Genomic DNA, 20,263 nt, shown 5'->3' on the forward strand with positions numbered 1-20,263 from the left:
TTTATTGTGCTTGCGACTCTCCTATAATTCTGAGTCCTTCTAAAGTCAGTTCACGGTTTACTTCTACAAACTCTCCATGCAGGGTAGAAATAATTGACGAAAGCCCACCCGTAGCAATAGCTATACAATCGCCATTTAACTCTGCTCGTATTTTTTGAATCATATTCTTCACCAAACCCTCATAGCCCCATAAAATACCAGCTTGAATAGCATGTACGGTATTTTTGCCCAATATAGAACTGGGTAACTCCAACGGCACATCAGGCAATTGGGCTGTATTGGCAAACAGGGCTTTAACGGCCGTTCTTAAGCCGGGGGCTATAGAAACACCTAATACTTTGCCTTTGCCCGATATTGTCGTAAAGGTCAAGGCGGTGCCAAAGTCAACTATAACACAATTGCGCTTATACTTGGTAAAGGCAGCAACCGCATTAGCCACCAAATCACTCCCGATTTCGTTCGGATTATCAATCGAAATCTCAATAGATGGGAAAATGTAGGCATTGACAATAATAGGCTCAATACCAAACATATTGTTGACCAATAGCTTGAAGATAGGAGTGAGGGGAGGTACAACACTACTTAAAACAACCTTGGTAATATCAGAAAAACGCAGGCGGTTTTCTAAGAAATATTGTCGGAAACGATACTCAAAAAAGACATAATTCTCGTCTTTCAGTGACTTAATCCTGAATTGATGAAGCAGCGTTTTATCTTCAAAAATTCCGAAAGTCGCATCAGTATTACCAACATCTATCACTAATAATTTATTCAAGAGGTAAATTTTATTTTGGATTCCAAAGTTTGCAAAATCTTATCAATCTCTCAAGACTTTTGGTAAGAATTAATAGGATTACTATTCTTTAATCCTCCAAGGCGGATTCTTCCGGTTATCTCCGGCATGAAATATAATCAGCAGATGATTATCTAAATCTTTTATTCTGGCTTCACGCCAAAGCCAGGGTTTATCCATTGGCAATTCTTCTATCACAAAACCCTTTCTCAACAATTCACTGATTTTATCATCTACATCGGCAACCTCAAAATAAATCCAGACTCCAGTATCTGCAGGTATATTCTCAGCCTGATGGATAGAGAAAGTACTATCTCCCTGTAAACATTCAAATCGGGCATAATGCACATCTTTCACAATCAATCTAAGCCCTAATTTTTCGTAGAACTCAATCGATTGCTCTATATTGCTTACAGGTATTGTTAGCTGATTTAAGTTCATCTGAATATTTGTCAATTTTTCCGTTTCAAAAACACAAAGCCATTCTTTTCTTCAATAAATTCCAGATTCGGGTGGTTCTTATACGCTTCGTATCTATCAGTCCGTGTAACAAAAAATACAGGTTTATCTACCGGCCCATTCAGTAGCCATTCACTGAATTGTTCCTGAGTCATTTGCTTGGTTGAGACTGGCGCGCTATCAGGTTGTTTCTGAAAATAAAACAAGTGTGCATAGCTTTTAAAACCAATCACACTTACATAGACATTCTGCCCTCGTTTGGATTCATAAAAATCAATGGCGGCTCCTTGCGTGTACCGCTCTATCTTAGGAACAACCACTGCACCAAAGGTAAAAAGACAGATGGCCGTTGCCAATGTGATGCCACCAATGAACGTCCACTTTTTTTCACTTGAATCTTTTTTTCTTAAAATTAAAACCAGTAGTATTATGAAATACGTAATTCCTATTAAGATCTCAAAGCCACTCCAATGCACCACTGCATTGAGGTTCTTTGCAGCAAACGAGTCTTTTATATAAGGGATAATCTCTGCCGTATTCATGCCGACAAGAGGTATGGCAATCAATAAAAGCGAAAAAACTGTACCGATGAAAATCAGACCAAAAGTCAGCCATTTATTCCACCTTTTTTTGCCACTCAGCCAATCATATAAAAAGCTGGCCGCCATAAACGAAAGCGGAAAATAGGCCATTGAGGAGTAATGGACGATTTTTGTAGTAACAATACTGAACAGAATCATGACTACCCAAAAGGTAATTTTCATCCATTTACCAAAGTTTTCCTGCCTCGAAGCCAGCGCCGGAATACCAAAAATCGACATCGGAAAACAACCCAGTAATACCACAACAAAATGGTAATAAAAAGGTTGACCGTGTCCGGCATCAGGCGTGCTGAACAGGCGTATCTGGTACTGGATAAACTCCTGAAAAAACCAGAAACCATTGTGCATCAATTCGTTAGCAAACCATAAAGAAGCAATAGCAACACAGGCTACCGAAAAAAACAGGATTTGTTTAAATGTAAAAAGTTTAGTAAATTTGTTATAAAGTATCCAGTACGAAATGGCTGTCAATCCCCATATCAGTCCGCCAACCGGCCCTTTTGTAAGTATTGATAAGCCAATGAATATACCGGATAACCAGATATATTTTGGCATGGTTTGAGCCCTATAGGAGAAGTAAATCCCCAGAAAAATAAACAGATTAAATGTAGGATCTATAATGCCGGATTTAAAATATAAATGGGGAGTAAAAGAACCTAAATAGATAAGCGCCCAGATTAATCCAAAGCTGGTATTCCTGATGCGAGTGCCAATTAAAAAAAGAACCCAAAGAGTAATACAACCAATTACGGCATTTGAGAAGCGTGCTGCGAACTCATTTATGCCCAATAACTGCATTGCTCCTGCCTGCATCCAGAAGAAAAGCGGCGGCTTTTCCCAGAAAGGCTTATAATCAATCTGAACCTTGCTGTAATTTCCGGAAAGTATCATTTCTCTGGCTGATTCAGCGAAATTGATTTCGTCCCAGTCGAATAAATGAACATTCCCTAAAAATGGGAAAAAGAAAACAACTCCTGAAGCTAAGACAATAAGTGGGTAATATTTTTGCTGAATTTGAATACGCATTCAATGAAGGATATTTTTTTGCCAAAGGTAAACATAAAAAGCAAAAAGATGATATTGCTTATTCATCTCAACCATAAACAATGCTATATGAAAGAAAAATACTTTAATCGCAAAATGTTATAGAGCGTATGCTATTGTCGAAGGAAATAGAAACCAATTTAGTCAGGCTGCAAGAAACAATAAATAAGTATTATCCGGATCCGATTGAGATAGATTATGAAAAACACATTGTTCAAACACGCTATTTTAGCTTATTTGAACAAAATAAAGGAGATTTAACAATAATTTTTGATATAAAACATTGTAAAATAGTAAATATTAGTAAAAATATTACTAACTTTACGGGCTATAACAGGAAAGAGTTTGGTGAAAACATTACTTTAGGTTTTATTTCGCTATTAGCTCCTGATCATATTTCATTTATTAATGTATTTTCTACCTGGATACAGAAGGTACTGGAAGACCTTAATAAACATTATAGATATGAACATTTTCTGAACTGTTGGGGAATAAAATTCTACAATAAAGCGGGTGAAACGATGAAATGGCATCTGAGCGCCTTGCCTTTGGAGTTAGATGCAGAAGGAAAACCACTATTAGTTTTTATTTCCATTCAGGACATTACTCATTTGATGAAAGGGGATGATTATTGGATAAGAGGGGTTTTCGGAAGAGAGGAAAAGAAGATTTCTGTCTATCATTCAAATGAAGACAAGACCGCAGAGCAGGAAATTTTATCTGAAAGAGAAAAAGAAGTTCTGAAATATATTAATCAGGGCCTGAATACAAAGCAAATTGCAGATGTGTTAGGTATCAGTCCAAACACAGTAGATAATCATCGGAGGAATATGCTTGCCAGAACCGGTACCCGTGATACTACAGCTTTGATTCATTTATGCAAGATGACAGGCATTGTTTAAGATTATTTCAATTCATAAGATATTTTTATATTTAGTAAGTGCTTGGTAATAAGCGATTTGTAAAGTTTATTGAGGCTCAATAGTCAGTATGACTATTGTTATATCCGCAAATTATTAAGAAATCGCACACTTAACTAAAAAACTCACTTTTTTAGTCACAGCAAAAGTTGTTTTGGGTTCATCGGGGGACAGATTCTGCCCCCTTTGCCTTTTTTAAGGGGTCAACAAAAAAACGCAAACAAAATGCTTGCGTTTCTCTTCGATAAAATCAATTCTTCTATCTCAATTTATTTATACAAATCAGGAAATTCTTTTGGTTTTGCCTCGTGCATGACTTCATAAACCGCATCAAAAATAGTTTCTGCATTCGGTTTCGAGAAATAATCTCCATCGGCTGCATAGGCAGGTCTATGCGCTTGTGCGGCAATCGCTTTCGGAGCAGAATCTAACCAACGGTAGGCTTGTTGCCCGTCAAGCACCTCCTGCATCATAAAGGCCGAAGCACCACCCGGAACATCTTCATCAGCAAATATCACTCGATTAGTTTTCTTGATTGATTCAACAATGCTATGGTTAATATCAAAAGGCAGTAATGACTGCACATCTATTACTTCTGCATGAATCCCTACTTGCGCAAGCTGATTAGCAGCCTCCATCACAATCCGGCACATGGAACCATAGGTAACTATGGTTATGTCTTCCCCTTTTCTCAGAATTTCAGGTATTCCCAGAGGTACACAAACCTCCGAAAGGTTTTTCGGCATTTTTTCCTTGATACGATACCCATTCAGGCACTCAATAATCAGTGCTGGGTCATCGCCTTTCAGAATAGTATTATAAAACCCGGCAGCTTGTACAAAGTTGCGGGGCACCAATACATGGATTCCCCGTAAAGAGCCTAACATGGCAGACATTGGCGAACCCGAGTGCCAGATACCCTCTAAGCGATGTCCGCGTGTACGGATAATCAATGGTGCTAACTGACCACCCACTGTGCGGTAGCGAAGCGAGGCCAGATCATCAGTCAATGTGGCTAAAGCATAATAGATATAGTCAAAATACTGAATCTCCACAATGGGGCGTAAGCCTCTCATGGCAGCTCCGATACCTTGTCCGATAATAGTCGTTTCACGAATCCCCGTATCTGTTACACGCAGGTCTCCATATTTTTCCTGCAATCCGGCAAACCCCTGGTTTACATCACCTATTTTTCCAACGTCTTCGCCAAGTGCAAATACTCTTGGGTCACGGTTAAGCAAAAGGTCAAAATAAGTATTAATAATTTCACGGCCATCTACACCCAAACCTTGCTCATCGTATTCAGGAGCAACTCTTTTGACAAACATAGGTGAGGTTGGGTATTCACTCACCAAATGAGTGTTATATCTTTCTTTATTTTCTGCAGCGGTCTGCTCAAGCCAGCTGAGAATAGCTTTTTTAGCTGGAATTTGTTCCTGACGTATAATTACAAGAGCCTTCTTAACAAGGCTTATAAGCTCTCTGCGGACAGGATTCGGGGTGTGTTCTAACTCTTCTCTTAACTTAGCTATATCCGCAGATTGTTTACTTTCTGCTCCCGCCTTTTTCAATAGTTGCAAAGCATTATCAATATCAGGCTTTATTGAGTTCCTGTATGCTGCCCAGGCTGCATTACGAGATTTTTGTGCAGTTTCTTTTGCTTTAATTTCAATTCCTTTTATCTCCTCTTCAGTAGCATAGCCATTCGATACAATCCATTCTCTTAAGTGAAGATTACAGTCATATTCATGCTCAAAATTTAAACGTTCTTTTGATTTATAACGCTCATGTGAGCCGGAAGTGGAGTGCCCTAACTGTTGGGTTACTTCTATTACATGCACTAAAACCGGAACGTGCTCGTCCCGTGCATAACGTGCCGCCTGCTGATAGGTATCTATTAACTCGGTATAATTCCAGGCACGGGCTACCATGATTTCGATGCCATTAGAGCCATCTTTTCTCTGGAATCCGGCCAATGCCTCTGAAATACTGCTTTTGGTTGTCTGATATTCAATCGGAACAGAGATTCCATAACCATCGTCCCACACAGAAAAAATAACAGGTATCTGTAATACTCCTGCCGCATTGATTGACTCAAAAAACATACCTTGCGAGGTCGAGGCATCACCTATAGTGGCAAAACATACTTCGTTTCCTTTCCTTGAAAATTGAGTAAGGTATTGTAATTCAGGGTTTTGTCTGAATAGCTTGGAAGCATAAGCCAGTCCTATAGAACGAGGCATTTGTCCTGCTGTAGACGAAACATCACTGACAGTATTGTATAATTCAGTCTGATTGAGCCATTCTCCGTTCTCATCAATCCACCTGTTTCCGTAGTGTGCGTTCATAGAACGCCCGGCAGAAAACGGATCATGAGCAATATCGGGATGGGCATATAATTGAGCGAAGAATTGTTGCCAGCTAAGACCACCAACAGCAGCTAAAAATGTTTGATCACGATAGTATCCTGAGCGAAAATCGCCTTTTCTGAATACTTTAGACATGGCTATCTGAGCCAGTTCTTTGCCATCACCGAATACCCCGAAATTAGCCCGGCCCATAAATACATCTTTCCGGCCGATAATACTAACCTCACGGCTTTCGCAGGCAATGCGGTAGTCATTTAAAACTTCTTCTTTAGTTAATAAAACATCTGTTGAGGTAATTAGGTCTGATGCTCCAGTCATGCTTTCAATTTTGAATGGTTAAAATGGGAAGGCGAATCCATACAAAAAATTGTAAATATACCTTACTCAACTAATAAAACTGAAATTAGTTGTCATACTAACTAATTATGATGTAAAGTTAAAGAAAATATTTCTTTTTCAAAAAAAACCAAGCACGAAAGAACTTTGTTAATGAGTTGTTAAATATTTGGTATATATATAGTATTTATTATTTATTTGCGTTGGAAATAAGCTTTACTAATAAAACAGAATTTATTTTTAACTTTAAATTATTCAAATCTAATGAAAAAATTAATTTCAACGATTGCGGTAGTTTTTGCGTTTGTAGCTGCCGTACAAGCTCAAGGAGTATTAAAATTCAATAAAGAAGTACATGATTTCGGTAAAGTATCTGAAGGTCCATTAGCAACTTACAGCTTTGAAGTTACAAATACTGGTACTGCTCCGGTTGTCATCTCAAACGCTGCTGCTTCTTGTGGCTGTACTACACCAGAGTGGTCAAAAGACCCAATCATGCCAGGTGCTAAAAGTACTATCAAAGTAGGCTATAACACATCGGGTCGCCCGGGTGCATTTACAAAAACAATTACTGTTACAAGCAACGCTGAAAACGCCACAGTAATCTTAACTATTAAAGGCGAAGTTACTGCTCCATCAGCAGCACCTGCCAACGCTCCTGCTTCATCACCAAACGGAAAGAAAAAAGTATAATTCCAGAAAATATATTCTTTTCTCAGGAAGCCATCTGCTTATAAGCAGATGGCTTCTTTGCGTTCCGGCGTTAAGGAACGATAAATTTTTAATTTCGTACCTGCTGGACTTGCCAAAATGAAAAAAAATATCGAATATCGAATTGGGAACTGTTTCATGAAATAAGAACCTGACGCTTATATTTTACCAGATAAAACGGTTCGGTTTCTATTATTCAGACAAAGAAGCCACAGATGAGAATATTTATACGTAGTACACCGGATGATACACCCACCGTTTGAGCCCGCCGATGAATACAAAAAATACCTCTCGGAGGTAAGCCATTTCATTCTTTTAGGTGAGAAAAATTATATAAAAAAGGTTCACGGATAAGCATTTGATAAATTTTGTGTTAAAAATGGACAAAACATTTAGTCGTCAACAAAACGTTTTGTCATCAACAAAGTAACTGATAGGTCATTTCAATCTTACTTTAGCTTTAAAATTTATGCTGAAATTACACTTTGTCGTACATTTTTTTAGAATTAGTAGTAGCAGATCTGGATTCTTGCTATTGAGAAACATTGTACAACTTTTGTTTAATTGTGGCGTTAGCATGGACAAAACGTTTGAACATCAACAAAACCTTGTAGCCTGTCTGCACGGGAATTGTATGAATAAACCAATTTCCGTTTTTTTGATTTTTGACAGCCAGACGAAAATGAAACGGTCTGCCTCGTGGTTACTGTTATTCTTTCCCGATTCAATAAAACATAAACTAAAAGCCCGATCCTTATGAATTTTCTTTGTATCTGTACTTACTATAAAGGAATGGAGTTCCTGAAATCCTGTAAAGCAGAAGGAAATACCGTTTATCTCTTGACCAATAAAAAGTTAGAAAGTAAGGCCTGGCCGTGGGAGTCGATAGACGAAACGTTCTATTTAGAAAACATTGATAATAATTTTGATACTTATGCCAATATTATTAAAGGATTGGCACATCTGATGCGCAGCAAGAAGATAGACCGTGTTGTAGCATTAGATGATTTTGATGTAGAAAAAGCCGCTTTGACCCGCGAGCATTTCAGAATACCTGGTATGGGGCAGACAACCGCCCGTTATTTCCGGGATAAACTGGCCATGCGTGTTCAGGCATTGTCTGCTGGGATTAATGTTCCGCCATTCAGTCCGCTTTTTCATGACGTTGATATCACCGAATATCTTCAGGCTACTTCTGCTCCCTGGGTAATTAAGCCACGCTCGGAAGCATCGGCAGCGGGTATCAAAAAAGTACATAGTTTTCAGGAAGCCTGGGATACGATTCATAGTTTAGGAGAAGAAAGACACAATTATCTGATTGAGCAGTTCAAGCCCGGAGATGTGTATCATATAGATGCACTCACGGTTGGTGGAAAAGTGATTTTTTCAAGATGTAGCCAATACCTGAACACTCCTTTTGAAGTAGCACACGGAGGAGGAATCTTCCGTTCTGTTACGGTAGAACATAATTCAAAAGATGAGAAGGCACTGAAAAAACTGAACGAGCAAGTGATGAAAGCCTTTGGCATGAAATTCAGTGCCTCGCATACTGAAGCTATCAAGTGTTATGAAGATGGTAAGTTTTATTTTTTAGAAACAGCTTCAAGAGTAGGAGGGGCTAATCTGGCCGAAATGGTTGAATACTCATCAGGGATTAACTTATGGCGCGAATGGGCCAGAATAGAAACAGCAGTTGCTACTGGGGGGGCTTACGAACTACCTCCGGTTGATGATTATTATTCAGGCATTATTATCTCTTTATCTTCTCACCAATGGCCTGATTATGCACCATTTAATGATCCTGAGATAGTATGGAAAATGAATGATGAATATCACATAGGCTTAATTGTTCGCTCAAAAAGCCGCGAAAGGGTTATGGAACTCATGGAAAAATATGCTATCATGATTCGGGATTTGGGTTATCATGCCTCTGCCCCCGCACCCGACAAACCAGTACACTAATAGTACGATTACCTGATTGCTCGTATATAAAGAGTGCAGAACCATCTATAATTCAACACCTGAATATGACTACACAAGAAATAATTGACTATGTAAATTCACACCCATCAGGAAAAGTGAAACTGGCAGTTGCCGATATTGATGGTATTTTAAGAGGTAAGTATATCAGTAAACAAAAGTTCCTTTCTGTAATTGAGGGAGATTTAGGCTTTTGCGATGTAGTAATGGGCTGGGATATGGCCGATGTCTGCTATGACAATACTGATTTTACAGGCTGGCATTCAGGTTATCCTGATGCCAAAGTCAAATTAGATTTATCAACTTTCCGCAAAGTTCCCTGGGAGAATGATGTTCCTTTTTTCTTAGGCGAGTTTATTGAAGAGGCTGCCGAAATATGTCCAAGAAATTTATTGAAGCGGGTAACAGAGCAAACAGAGCAGGCAGGTTTTAAACCATTCTTCTCACAGGAGTTTGAATGGTTTAATTTTGAAGAAACACCTGTTTCAGCAAATGCCAAAGACTTCCAGAATCTTACCCCAATGACTCCGGGTATGTTTGGCTACTCAATTCTGAGAAGTACACTAAAAAATGATTATATGACGGCTCTATTTGAGCACCTGGCCAAATTTGATGTGCCGCTCGAAGGACTACACACCGAAACCGGCCCGGGTGTCTATGAAGCTGCCATTACTTACTCTGATGTATTGACTGCCGCCGATAGAGCTTTACTCTTTAAAACTTCAGTAAAGGAAATTGCCTATCAGCAAGGCATTATGGCCACCTTTATGGCAAAAATCAATGAAAACTTACCCGGTTGTAGTGGACACGTTCACCAGAGCCTTTGGGATGCTGATTCCAGAACTAATCTCTTTTATGACGAAAAGGCACCTGATCATATAAGTGAACTCATGCAAAGCTATATGGCCGGGCAATTATTTTGCTTGCCACATATCTTGCCGATGGTTGCCCCCACTATCAATAGCTATAAGCGTCTGGTTGAAGGAGCATGGGCACCAACAACCCTGACCTGGGCAGTAGATAACCGCACTGTAGCTTTACGAGCCTTACCTATCAGCAAGAAATCATGCCGGATTGAAACCCGCGTAGTAGGCTCTGATACAAACCCTTATCTGGCGATTGCTGCCTGTTTAGCGGCAGGTCTCTATGGCATCCGTAAAAACTTAAAACTCAATCAACCTGCTACGGTTGGCAATGGATATAGAGATATAAGCAATGGTATATTACCAAGAAATCTGGATGAGGCGACTAATACAATGAAAAATTCAGAAGTAGCAAAAGAATTGTTTGGCGAAAAATTCGTAGCCCATTTTACGCAAACCCGTGACTGGGAATGGCGCCAATACGCCAAAGTAGTAACTGACTGGGAGTTAAAAAGGTATTTTGAGATTGTTTAACCAAGCCCTACATGATTATACTTGTTGTTTTTCTGGCTATAGTTTTCATTATTCTGTCTTCGACCGTATTTAAATTACATCCCTTAATAGGGTTACTATTAGCTGCTTTAGGAGTAGGCATCTTTGCTGGGCTTCCTATTGATAAACTGGCTGAGACCATTGGCAAAGGTTTTGGTGAACTGATGTCAAAGATTGGTTTAATGGTGATATTAGGCTGTGTAATAGGAGCGATATTAGATAAATCGGGTGCGGCCATTAAAGTAGCAGATATTATCCTGAAACTTTTTGGTGAAAAATATCCGTCATTTGCCATGTCGGTAATCGGAGCTCTTGTCGGGATTCCCGTTTTTTGTGATTCAGGGTTTATCATTCTGGCAAAGCTCAACAAAATTGTTGCAAAGAAAACAAATAAGCCTCTGGGTACAATTGCCATAGCGCTATCTGGTGGATTGTTTGCTACGCATACATTGGTACCCCCAACTCCCGGCCCGTTATCAGCAGCAGGTAATCTGAATCTGTCTCATGGTATAGGGTTAGTTATTCTGATAGGTTTGGTTGTTTCTGTTCCAAGCTTATTTTTATCAACCTGGTTTGCTCAGAAATACGCTAAAAATTTAGCCATTATTGAAGACCCCGAAGAAAACTGGAGTGATACACATCATAAAGTGCTTCCCAAAGGCTGGAAGGCTTTTATGCCAATTCTTTTGCCTATTTTATTAATTACCATCGCCTCATTTGCAAAAATATTGGAGGTAAACGAGACACTTACTAAATGGCTCGGTTTCTTAGGTAGTCCTTTAGTGTCTTTTCTGATAGCTATCTTTTTTTCTTACAGTTTATTTCCTGAAAAACCATTTGAGAAGATATTTGCCTGTTTTAAAAGCGGTATAGAGCATTGTGGCACAACCCTGGTATTAGTAGGTGCAGGAGGAGCTTTCGGGGCTATACTAAAAGAAACTGCTTTGAAAGATATGGTAAGCGAATGGCTCGTAGCTAATCAAACTTCTGGTATAATATTCTTGTTGATTGCTTTTCTGGTAGCGGCGTTTTTCAAAACAGCTCAAGGCTCAACTACAACTTCAATGGTACTGACTTCGGGTATTTTAGCTCCGTTGCTTGTGTCAATGGGTTTTTCAGAACCATTTGATCTGACATTATTAGTAATGGCCATTGGTAGTGGAGCCATGACTGTTTCTCATGCCAACGATGCCTGGTTCTGGGTAGTATCACAATTTACAGGGCTAACCCAGAGCGATGCTTATCGCACTCATACAATTCTTTCGGGTTTGCAAGGCATAGCAAGTATTGTTATGGTCTGCCTGATTTATCTGTTATCTCACCTTTAATTAAGTTATTTATATGCCTGAAACCTTTGTAACTAAATGAACCATAATCGTGTTATAATGGTGATATATTGATAAACCCTGAAATGGAAGAGGTTAGCAAATTAGATAAAATAATAGAAGCGAGAATGAAATTGAAATCTCGCTTTGAGGAGAAAATGAAAAACACCCCGTCGGTAGCAGATGATCGTCCGATGGGTAAAGGTGCTATTAACCGTCATGGTATGCCACAACTACCCGTTGGGCAGACTATCACCCAGAAATGGCCTGTATTAGATCTGGGTTATCATCCTGATATTTCGCTCGACCGTTGGCGTCTGACAGTAGATGGAGACGTAGAAAATCCTGTTGTATTGAAATGGGAAGACTTCATGGAGTTACCGCAAGTAGAAGACACCAGCGACTTTCATTGCGTAACTACCTGGTCGAAAATGGATATGGTTTGGAAAGGTGTGCGACTGATGGATATAGCGGCTTTAGTGCAGCCCAAAGAAACAGCCTCACACATCATGTGTTATGGATATGATACCTACACCACCAATGTATCGATGGAAGAGGCATTGAAACCCGATGTATTATTAGCACATACCGTTTATGGCGAGCCATTAGCTAAAGAACATGGCGGGCCAGTAAGAATGATTACCCCACAATTATATGCATGGAAAGGCTCAAAATGGATAAAAAGAATTCAGTTTTTGCCAAAGAATAAATTGGGCTTCTGGGAGGAAAGAGGTTATTCTAATACGGCATATCCCTGGAGAAATGATAGATATAGCTGATGGAATTTTATAAAGAAGGTATAAAAAAGGAGTCACATAAACTATGCGACTCCTTTGTCGTTCTAACCTTTATAAATCTGATAAATTATTCTTTGTCCGATGGAAGGGTTACTCTTTTCACCGTTCCGTCTTCACCTTGTGTAACCATTACAAATACAACACCTTTTTGTTTGCCGATATTAATTTGACCTACGTATTCACCACTGAAATCTTTGATTTCATCTTTGGCTACTACATTGCCTTTCAAGTCCATTACTTTAATCGATACATCTCCTTTTTCCTGACTGCTGAAACGGATATTCAATACATCAGTTTTAGGATTATTAGGATAGACACTTAAACCACGGACAGTTTTGCTTGAAGAGGAATTATCAAAAGCAAAAACATCAGGCATATCACGTAAATTGAACTGTAAATCTTTACCCATTTTATTAAGACTCTCATTCAGACCTTTCATATCTAAATCGAAATCTTTCATATCAAGGTCAAAATTTAAATCTTCATTGAAATCATCGTTTTTACCATCCCGACGAAAAACTCTTACACGAGGTTTACCATCAATAACAATGTCCTCATTATCATGTCGAAATTCAAAACGTTCATTATTGTTTCCGTTTCTTCCGCGGCTATACGCTCTTACCCGAGGTCTTTCGGTATTATAATTATAACTGAAATGGTCGCTGTCATCATTGCGGTTGAACTCTCTTTCATTTTCGTCACCTGTAAAACTCTCTACTTCTACTTTTGTGCCACGAACCTTGTCTTTGTTTTTAGCCATGACAGAATCCTGATAGTTCTGAATCAGATTTTCTCTTTGCTTTTCTGTTAATCCTGTAACATCAAAACTCTTTTCATGCACTTTGGTTTTACCATCAATATCCTGCTCAATTCTGATACGTGTGGTACTTTTTTCTTTTTTCTTATCCTGCGCAAATGAAGCGATAGAAATAATTGCTAATGAAGCCATCAGGCTTGCTTTCAGAGATTTACTTAATGTAGCTTTCATAATTGTATCTATTTTTAAAAACTTTAAAACAAAAGACTATGACTGTTGGTATATTGTTGCACAAACTTAGTAAACAGTATCCTTTTCTGGCTGTTAAAGTTTCTTAAAAATTGTTAACAGAGTTAGTCTAACTGCCTTAAATACAGTTGAATAGTATTCTCTAAACCATAATAAAGAGCATCACAGATAAGCGCATGTCCAATAGAAACCTCTAAGAGATTCGGAATATTCTGTTTGAAATACGCCAGGTTTTCGAGGCTTAAATCATGACCTGCATTTACACCTAAACCAACCTGCTCGGCTACTTTTGCGGCTTTTGCATAGTCTTTGATGGCCTCTTCTTTATTTTCAGGATATAGATGAGCATAACGCTCGGTATATAATTCAATACGGTCAGTACCTGTTTCAGCCGCCCCTTCTATCATACTTTCGATAGGATCAACAAAGATAGATACTCTGATACCTGCATTTTTGAAAGTAGCCACCAATTCTTTCAGACGTTCACGATGGGTGATGGTATCCCAACCGGCATTAGAGGTAATAGCATTCAATGCATCAGGTACTAAAGTAACCTGCGTTGGCCTATTGGCTAATACTAAATCAATAAACTTGGCTTCAGTAGGATTTCCTTCAATATTAAATTCAGTAGTAACGATTTCTTTTAAATCATACACATCCTGATAACGGATATGGCGTTCGTCCGGGCGGGGATGAACAGTAATACCTTGTGCACCGAATCTCTCGCAATCAATGGCAGTTTTTACCACATTTGGCATATTTCCACCACGAGAATTTCTTAAAGTTGCTATTTTATTGATATTTACTGATAATTTTGTCATAGTAATCTGGAGAAAGGAATATGGAGAACGAAAAAGAGGAAAATCTTTAATCAATAACGGATTCCTGTTTCATATGAGTTCCCTGATTTTAAAGTGAAATTAACAATTTTCTATTTTCTCTGAACAGCCCGAAACGAATATACGAATTGTATTGTTCAGAATAAATTGGATAGAAATATCTAATGTACAATAAACTACCAACAAAATGGCACTAAAAACAGAAATTGACGCACAGATTAAGGCAGCGATGCTCGCTCGTGACTCGGTAAGGCTAACAGCTTTACGCGATATTAAAAAAGTAATTTTATTAGAAGAAACTAAAGAAGGAAAGACTGGTGATTTAACACCGGATGAAGAACTAAAATTACTGACTAAAGCTGCCAAACAAAGAAGAGAATCAGCCGATATTTATCGTACACAAAATCGTCCTGATTTATTAGATAAAGAATTAGCAGAATTAGCTATCATCGAAGAATTTTTACCAAAACAATTATCGGAGGATGAACTGAAAGCAAAATTACAAGAGATTATTGCTCGTGTAGGCGCATCAGACCCTTCTGATATGGGTAAAGTAATGGGAGTAGCTTCTAAAGAACTGGCAGGCTTAGCCGACGGTAAAGCTATTTCAGCTACTGTAAAATCACTCTTAGCATAATATATCTTATTATATTTAGTAGCAATGCCATGTTTATTATAAGCATGGCATTGGTATTTTAAACCTCAAAAGCTATGTTTAACAATTTTGTTTATCAGAACCCTGTAAAAGTTCTTTTTGGAAAAGGGCAGATTTCCCAATTAGGCAAACAAATACCTAAAGAAGCTAAAATCTTACTGACTTATGGCGGAGGTAGTATTTTCAAAAATGGCGTATATGAGCAGGTAAAGCAAGCCTTGCATGATAGAAATGTAATTGAATTTGGCGGCATTGAAGCCAACCCGACTTACGAAACCTTGATGCAAGCCGTAGAATTGGGCAGAAAGGAAAACATTGATTTTCTATTAGCAGTTGGCGGCGGGTCGGTATTAGATGGAACCAAATTCATAGCAGCGGCTATCCCTTATGAGGGTGATGATGCCTGGCAATTAGTAACAGGTAAAGCTAAAATCAAAAAAGCTATTACCGTTGGTTCGGTGCTTACATTGCCTGCCACGGGTTCAGAGATGAACTTTTTTGCAGTTATCAGCCGTAAAGAAACGCATGAAAAGAAAGGAATGGGACACCCATTATTATATCCTGCCTTTTCGATTCTTGACCCTGAAACTACCTACTCATTACCTCAGAAACAGATTGCCAATGGTATTGCGGATGCTTTTACCCACGTAATGGAGCAATACATGACTTATCCTGTTGGTGCCGAGATTCAAGACCGATTTGCTGAAGCTACGCTTCAAACCCTGATTGCCGTGGCTCCTAAAACGTTAGAAAACCCGACGGATTACGAGGCACGTGCCAACTTTATGTGGGCCGCTACCGTAGCTTTGAACGGTTTTATTGGCGTAGGTGTACCACAAGACTGGGCTACGCATGAAATCGGGCATGAACTGACTGCCTCTCATGGCATAGATCACGCTCGTACATTGGCAGTAGTATTGCCTCACTTATTGAGACTAAAAAAAGAAGACAAACGTGGTAAACTGATTCAATACGCCCAAAGAGTCTGGAATTTGAATGGCACAGATGATGAATTAATAGAAGGTGCTATCCAGAAAACCATAGATTTCTACGAATCCTTAGGCATTCCAACCAAAGCCAGTACTTATGGTATCGGACAGGATACTATTGATAAGATTGTGAAACGCTTTGAAGAAGGTAAAGTGGTTTTAGGTGAGAGAGGAGATATTACACCAGAAGTAGTAGGGGAGATATTGGAGATGAGTATTGGTTGAAATTAATGGTGCTGTCATAAAAAACAAAAACAGCCCCTAAACCAAGGGGCTGTTTGTCAAATAATTACAATCTATTGTAACGTTATCCTTTTGTCAAAATCTTATTTCACTACTCTCATTGTTCCGAACATTAATCGCCAGTGACCCGGGAAGGTGCAGACGAATGGGTAACTACCTGGGTCGGTCGGAGCAGTGAATTTCAATCGATAAGTTTCATTTGGATTCACTAACGGTGTAGCCGCTATAACCTGCGGAATGCTTGGTACATAACTCTTCTCCGCAGCATCTTTCTGTGTAATCATCTTATCGGCCGCTTTACCAATGATCTCCATACTCTTTTGTTTACCAATTACAATGTTGTGTTGCATCGCATCAGGATTTTCAAATACAATTACCACAGGTTTACCTGCTTTCACAGTAAACTCCTTCTTATCAAACTTCATCTCTTCTTTAATAGATTTGATATTGATAACAATGGCATCTTTATCGTCGTCGGCATTACTGCTTTTTAAGCCCCATGCAACCAACAATTTGTTCAATCTATCAGCGTTGGTTTCTGTCAACTTAGTGCTTAAGGAAGTCAGGAATTTCTGATTATCAGCATTCACTTTATCTTTCTTACGTGGGTTCCATCCATTTGACATACCTTTCAGCAAGGCTACGTTTTCAGAGGCAGGGAATTTATCCCATGCTTTTAGCATAGCCGCCAGAGTATCAGCAGGCATTACTGAGGCATAGCTTCTTGCGGCTCTTTCCAACGCAAAGGTTGACAGTTTTTGTGCCTGTTGGAAGGTAATCTTCTTGCTGTAATAATTATTTTTCTCGTTGTTCTCTTCTATTTTGTTTTCATAATCAACCATGATATTGAAAGTATATTCACCTGCTATATCTGTTCCAAAATAAAAGTCTCCCGACCACGGCCCATTCGTATTCTTCGAGATAGTAACGGTTTCACCCGGTCCTACACCAGTATTATGAACCATACTCCAGATAGTATATTTTTGTCCTTGTCCGGTAATATCAATTTTCAACGAAACAACATTGCCTTTTTTCACTGAATCTTTGCCATTGTTTTTCACTTCTACAAAGTAGCGCATTCCCTCACGTACATAAGGAGAGCCTGGTTCTGCACGTAAATTAGTAATCACTAAATCAACTCCATTAGCCGGAGCAGGAAGCGCTTTAGGCGCATCTTTAGCAGTCGATGCTGTATTAGCACCATGATTCATTGTCGAGTGGTCATGATTCATCGGCATAGCATTGGCACTACTTGTCAGTTTGTTCAGGTATTTTTTCAATAAAACTGATTTATGGCTTGTCAAGGCAACAGCAAAAGCGTCAGGTAACCAACGGTCGTTGCTTTCGGTCGCTTGTTCCATACGGGTTAACAATGCTTGTTCAGAAGCAGGAGTCAACGGTAATTCGCTCAAAGCCAGAATTGCATTCAATACGATAATCGGCTCTTTGCTATTCAATAAGTCATTTTGTAAAATAACCTCTACTGAATTTTGAGTATCAGGTAAAACCTGAATAGCATTTTTCTGAACAGCCCATGATGGATGTTTTAATGCACCAACGACAGCCTGTAATGCTTCATTATTGCTTTCAATCGCCCCTAAGCCTTTCAATGCCCAGATAGCATGAATAGCCCCAGTATTCAACCCGATTTCATCAACAGATTGGTCTTTTACCAAGGCTATCAAAGCTGGTATTACATCTGTTTTGCCACGTTCTACCAATAATCTTTGTGCATGACTTCTCCAGAATAGATTATTGTTTTTTAAAGCAGCTACCAGTTCATCAGGGCGTTCTTTGCTTAAAGATAACGGTGTATAAGCAGGTGCTTCTTTCCAGCCTACGCGATAGATACGTCCATGCGTAAAGTCACGTAAATCTGTTTGGTAAGCATTACCCAGACCGTTTTCAAAACCTTTCGGCACAGGATTATGCTGAATAATGAAACTATACCAGTCAGCAACCCAAACGGCACCATCTGGTCCTACTTCGGCAAATACCGGAGAAAACCATTCATCAGCACCTGCCATCAGGTTAAATGCTTCTTTATCTTCGTAGTTCGTACCTTTTTTCTCCATCAGGTTCTGATGAAGAATATGCCCTGTTGGTTCAGACACAAAAGCAATCTGATTCCAGTAGTTTTTCGGGAACGACCTTGCCGTATAGAAATTATGCCCGGCAGCGGCTGTAAAACCTCCAAAAACGTCCACCTGCCTTACTTTTTCCGTAATCGGCTTCATGTCTTTATGTGTATCTGTAGAGCGGCTACCATTATCCGTATTGAAACCCGGATTCAGGAAGTTTCTATGCGGAATAGCCATATACCAACCATGTGAGTTATTGGCCGTAGAACCAAATACATCACCTGCTTCATTGAAGCCCATTCCCCAGGTATTATTAGAAGTACTGGTTACCCATTCTACTTTAGAACCATCCGGTTTGAAACGGAACAAGGCTTGTCCGAATCTTAAGGTATCTGCTGTGCCTACTTTTCCTTTGAAGCCTGAGTAACCTACACAGCCCCATATCCAGTTATCAAAGCCATAATGTAGGTTTGATGGACCTGCATGAGTATCTCCTGTGCCGAATCCTGAGAATAAAATCTTCTTTTCATCTGCTTTATCGTCACCGTCTGTATCTTTCAGAAAAATCATATGAGGGGCTTGTGATACTATCAGGCCACCATTGGCAAATACCATCCCTGTCGGGATACTCAATCCCTCTGCAAAACGGGTAAACTTATCGGCTTTACCATCCTTATTGGTATCTTCACAAATCAGAATATAGTCGCTCCCACCTGTATCTTTTCTTTCATTCGGATAATCTTTGGTTATCAATACATACAATCTACCTTTCTCATCCCACGACATCGCAATCGGGTGCTGTACGTTCGGCTCTGCCGCAAATAAGTCAAGCGTAAAGTCAACAGGCACCTGAATATGCTTCATTGATTCTTCCGGTGAAAGCGGAAATTGTTGCAGCTGTACACCCGGACGTCTTTCATAGTTTGGCAATTTAGCCTCTCTGTACTCAAAAGGTTTAGGATTCAAAGCCGCATGTGCCGACCTCGCACCTTCATCTACTGCCCATATTATACCATTATACAACAATTGCTGGAAAGCCGCATTGCTCCAGGTATTATCGTCGTGTCCGTAAGCAGTATAAAAAACACGTCCTTTACCATAAGTACGAGTCCAGGTATAAGGCTCGATAGTTGTTTCCGGGCGGTCTGCTTTCTGGTCTGCTTTAATTTCACGTACCATCAGCACATTATTATCCGGCTGCAACTGGCTATGCAGATAGGTTTCGTCATATGATTTAATTTGTGGCAAATCTTTTACAATCAGGTGAGTTGGTAAAACTACCTTTGCCTGAATAGTATCCATTTTATGGCGCCAAAACTGCCCGCCTACCATTTTTACATACTCAGGTGAGTTACGGAAACAGTATGACGCACAGTGAATAGGTAAAATTCCTTTACCTGATGCTACATAGTCTAACAAGGCTTTTTCTGCCGATGGCGTAATTTCATCCCAGTTGGCGTAAATCATCAAAGCATCATACTTGGCCAGATTCTTAGGATTAATATCTTCCAGGTGATCCGTATAAGTAAAATTGACTCCTTTAGCACCAAGGGCTGCCATCAGGGTTGGGAGTCTTTCGATCGGGCGATGGTGCCCGTTATCACCCAGAAACAGAATCTCTAAGCGACGGCCTTTTTGGGCTTGAACGCCTTGCCAAAGCAAGACAATCAATAATATTAACGTTTTTTTCATGAGATTT

General features: G+C 39.4%; 15 protein-coding genes. 8 read left to right on the top strand and 7 right to left on the bottom strand.

Annotated elements, in window-relative coordinates; translation table 11 throughout:
* Position 1: 1 nt before the first annotated feature.
* From H1R81_RS09845 to H1R81_RS09855, 3 genes are all read right to left on the bottom strand, one after another.
* Complete coding sequence (locus H1R81_RS09845; RefSeq protein ID WP_181840536.1) at positions 2-775, bottom strand: type III pantothenate kinase; 774 nt, start codon at positions 773-775, stop codon at positions 2-4.
* Between the two features lie 81 nt (positions 776-856).
* Positions 857-1,234: a VOC family protein gene (locus H1R81_RS09850; RefSeq protein WP_181840537.1), complete on the bottom strand. Its 378-nt coding sequence runs from the start codon at positions 1,232-1,234 to the stop codon at positions 857-859.
* An 11-nt stretch (positions 1,235-1,245) separates the two neighbouring features.
* Entirely contained in the window at positions 1,246-2,880 is a 1,635-nt protein-coding gene (locus tag H1R81_RS09855; protein ID WP_181840538.1) for a glycosyltransferase family 39 protein, read from the bottom strand.
* A gap of 128 nt (positions 2,881-3,008) precedes the next feature.
* Between H1R81_RS09855 and H1R81_RS09860 the strand changes: the two genes are divergently transcribed.
* Positions 3,009-3,800 carry a response regulator transcription factor gene (locus H1R81_RS09860; RefSeq protein ID WP_181840539.1) on the top strand — a complete coding sequence of 264 codons (792 nt, stop codon included), beginning with the start codon at positions 3,009-3,011 and terminating at the stop codon, positions 3,798-3,800.
* Between the two features lie 287 nt (positions 3,801-4,087).
* Here H1R81_RS09860 and H1R81_RS09865 read toward each other — a convergent pair whose 3' ends face one another.
* Positions 4,088-6,505: a thiamine pyrophosphate-dependent enzyme gene (locus tag H1R81_RS09865; RefSeq protein ID WP_181840540.1), complete on the bottom strand. Its 2,418-nt coding sequence runs from the start codon at positions 6,503-6,505 to the stop codon at positions 4,088-4,090.
* A gap of 282 nt (positions 6,506-6,787) precedes the next feature.
* Here H1R81_RS09865 and H1R81_RS09870 point away from each other — a divergent pair, with 282 nt between their 5' ends.
* From H1R81_RS09870 to H1R81_RS09890, 5 genes are all read left to right on the top strand, one after another.
* Entirely contained in the window at positions 6,788-7,216 is a 429-nt protein-coding gene (locus H1R81_RS09870) for a DUF1573 domain-containing protein (RefSeq protein ID WP_181840541.1), read from the top strand.
* Between the two features lie 774 nt (positions 7,217-7,990).
* Complete coding sequence (locus tag H1R81_RS09875; RefSeq protein WP_181840542.1) at positions 7,991-9,196, top strand: acetyl-CoA carboxylase biotin carboxylase subunit family protein; 1,206 nt, start codon at positions 7,991-7,993, stop codon at positions 9,194-9,196.
* Positions 9,197-9,261: 65 nt separating this feature from the next.
* On the top strand, positions 9,262-10,611 hold the full coding sequence (locus H1R81_RS09880; RefSeq protein WP_181840543.1) for a glutamine synthetase family protein: 1,350 nt from the start codon (positions 9,262-9,264) through the stop codon (positions 10,609-10,611).
* 11 nt (positions 10,612-10,622) lie between these two features.
* Positions 10,623-11,957 carry a GntP family permease gene (locus tag H1R81_RS09885; RefSeq protein ID WP_181840544.1) on the top strand — a complete coding sequence of 445 codons (1,335 nt, stop codon included), beginning with the start codon at positions 10,623-10,625 and terminating at the stop codon, positions 11,955-11,957.
* Between the two features lie 83 nt (positions 11,958-12,040).
* Complete coding sequence (locus H1R81_RS09890; protein ID WP_181840545.1) at positions 12,041-12,733, top strand: molybdopterin-dependent oxidoreductase; 693 nt, start codon at positions 12,041-12,043, stop codon at positions 12,731-12,733.
* 85 nt (positions 12,734-12,818) lie between these two features.
* Here H1R81_RS09890 and H1R81_RS09895 read toward each other — a convergent pair whose 3' ends face one another.
* Together H1R81_RS09895 and H1R81_RS09900 are read right to left on the bottom strand one after the other, a co-directional pair.
* Positions 12,819-13,739 carry a T9SS type A sorting domain-containing protein gene (locus tag H1R81_RS09895; RefSeq protein ID WP_229251090.1) on the bottom strand — a complete coding sequence of 307 codons (921 nt, stop codon included), beginning with the start codon at positions 13,737-13,739 and terminating at the stop codon, positions 12,819-12,821.
* Between the two features lie 122 nt (positions 13,740-13,861).
* A complete protein-coding gene (locus H1R81_RS09900) occupies positions 13,862-14,578 on the bottom strand; it encodes a pyridoxine 5'-phosphate synthase (protein WP_181840546.1) in 717 nt (238 codons plus the stop codon).
* A 205-nt stretch (positions 14,579-14,783) separates the two neighbouring features.
* Here H1R81_RS09900 and H1R81_RS09905 point away from each other — a divergent pair, with 205 nt between their 5' ends.
* The gene (locus H1R81_RS09905) at positions 14,784-15,233 is read left to right on the top strand and encodes a GatB/YqeY domain-containing protein (RefSeq protein ID WP_181840547.1); all 450 of its coding nucleotides are present in this window, start codon (positions 14,784-14,786) and stop codon (positions 15,231-15,233) included.
* 74 nt (positions 15,234-15,307) lie between these two features.
* Positions 15,308-16,465 carry an iron-containing alcohol dehydrogenase gene (locus H1R81_RS09910; protein ID WP_181840548.1) on the top strand — a complete coding sequence of 386 codons (1,158 nt, stop codon included), beginning with the start codon at positions 15,308-15,310 and terminating at the stop codon, positions 16,463-16,465.
* A 101-nt stretch (positions 16,466-16,566) separates the two neighbouring features.
* Here H1R81_RS09910 and H1R81_RS09915 read toward each other — a convergent pair whose 3' ends face one another.
* Positions 16,567-20,256 (bottom strand): PVC-type heme-binding CxxCH protein, encoded by a 3,690-nt coding sequence (locus H1R81_RS09915; RefSeq protein ID WP_181840549.1) that lies wholly within the window; start codon positions 20,254-20,256, stop codon positions 16,567-16,569.
* Between the last annotated feature and the right edge of the window lie 7 nt (positions 20,257-20,263).

This window comes from Emticicia sp. BO119 (assembly GCF_013912375.1).
In the GTDB taxonomy this organism is placed as follows: domain Bacteria; phylum Bacteroidota; class Bacteroidia; order Cytophagales; family Spirosomataceae; genus Emticicia.

Bases quoted from the DNA above. Each gene is read 5' to 3' on its own strand.
- H1R81_RS09850 (WP_181840537.1), bottom strand. From the start codon at position 1,234: ATGAACTTAAATCAGCTAACAATACCTGTAAGCAATATAGAGCAATCG.
- H1R81_RS09855 (WP_181840538.1), bottom strand. From the start codon at position 2,880: ATGCGTATTCAAATTCAGCAAAAATATTACCCACTTATTGTCTTAGCT.
- H1R81_RS09860 (WP_181840539.1), top strand. From the start codon at position 3,009: ATGCTATTGTCGAAGGAAATAGAAACCAATTTAGTCAGGCTGCAAGAA.
- H1R81_RS09865 (WP_181840540.1), bottom strand. From the start codon at position 6,505: ATGACTGGAGCATCAGACCTAATTACCTCAACAGATGTTTTATTAACT.
- H1R81_RS09870 (WP_181840541.1), top strand. From the start codon at position 6,788: ATGAAAAAATTAATTTCAACGATTGCGGTAGTTTTTGCGTTTGTAGCT.
- H1R81_RS09875 (WP_181840542.1), top strand. From the start codon at position 7,991: ATGAATTTTCTTTGTATCTGTACTTACTATAAAGGAATGGAGTTCCTG.
- H1R81_RS09880 (WP_181840543.1), top strand. From the start codon at position 9,262: ATGACTACACAAGAAATAATTGACTATGTAAATTCACACCCATCAGGA.
- H1R81_RS09885 (WP_181840544.1), top strand. From the start codon at position 10,623: ATGATTATACTTGTTGTTTTTCTGGCTATAGTTTTCATTATTCTGTCT.
- H1R81_RS09890 (WP_181840545.1), top strand. From the start codon at position 12,041: ATGGAAGAGGTTAGCAAATTAGATAAAATAATAGAAGCGAGAATGAAA.
- H1R81_RS09895 (WP_229251090.1), bottom strand. From the start codon at position 13,739: ATGAAAGCTACATTAAGTAAATCTCTGAAAGCAAGCCTGATGGCTTCA.
- H1R81_RS09900 (WP_181840546.1), bottom strand. From the start codon at position 14,578: ATGACAAAATTATCAGTAAATATCAATAAAATAGCAACTTTAAGAAAT.
- H1R81_RS09905 (WP_181840547.1), top strand. From the start codon at position 14,784: ATGGCACTAAAAACAGAAATTGACGCACAGATTAAGGCAGCGATGCTC.
- H1R81_RS09910 (WP_181840548.1), top strand. From the start codon at position 15,308: ATGTTTAACAATTTTGTTTATCAGAACCCTGTAAAAGTTCTTTTTGGA.
- H1R81_RS09915 (WP_181840549.1), bottom strand. From the start codon at position 20,256: ATGAAAAAAACGTTAATATTATTGATTGTCTTGCTTTGGCAAGGCGTT.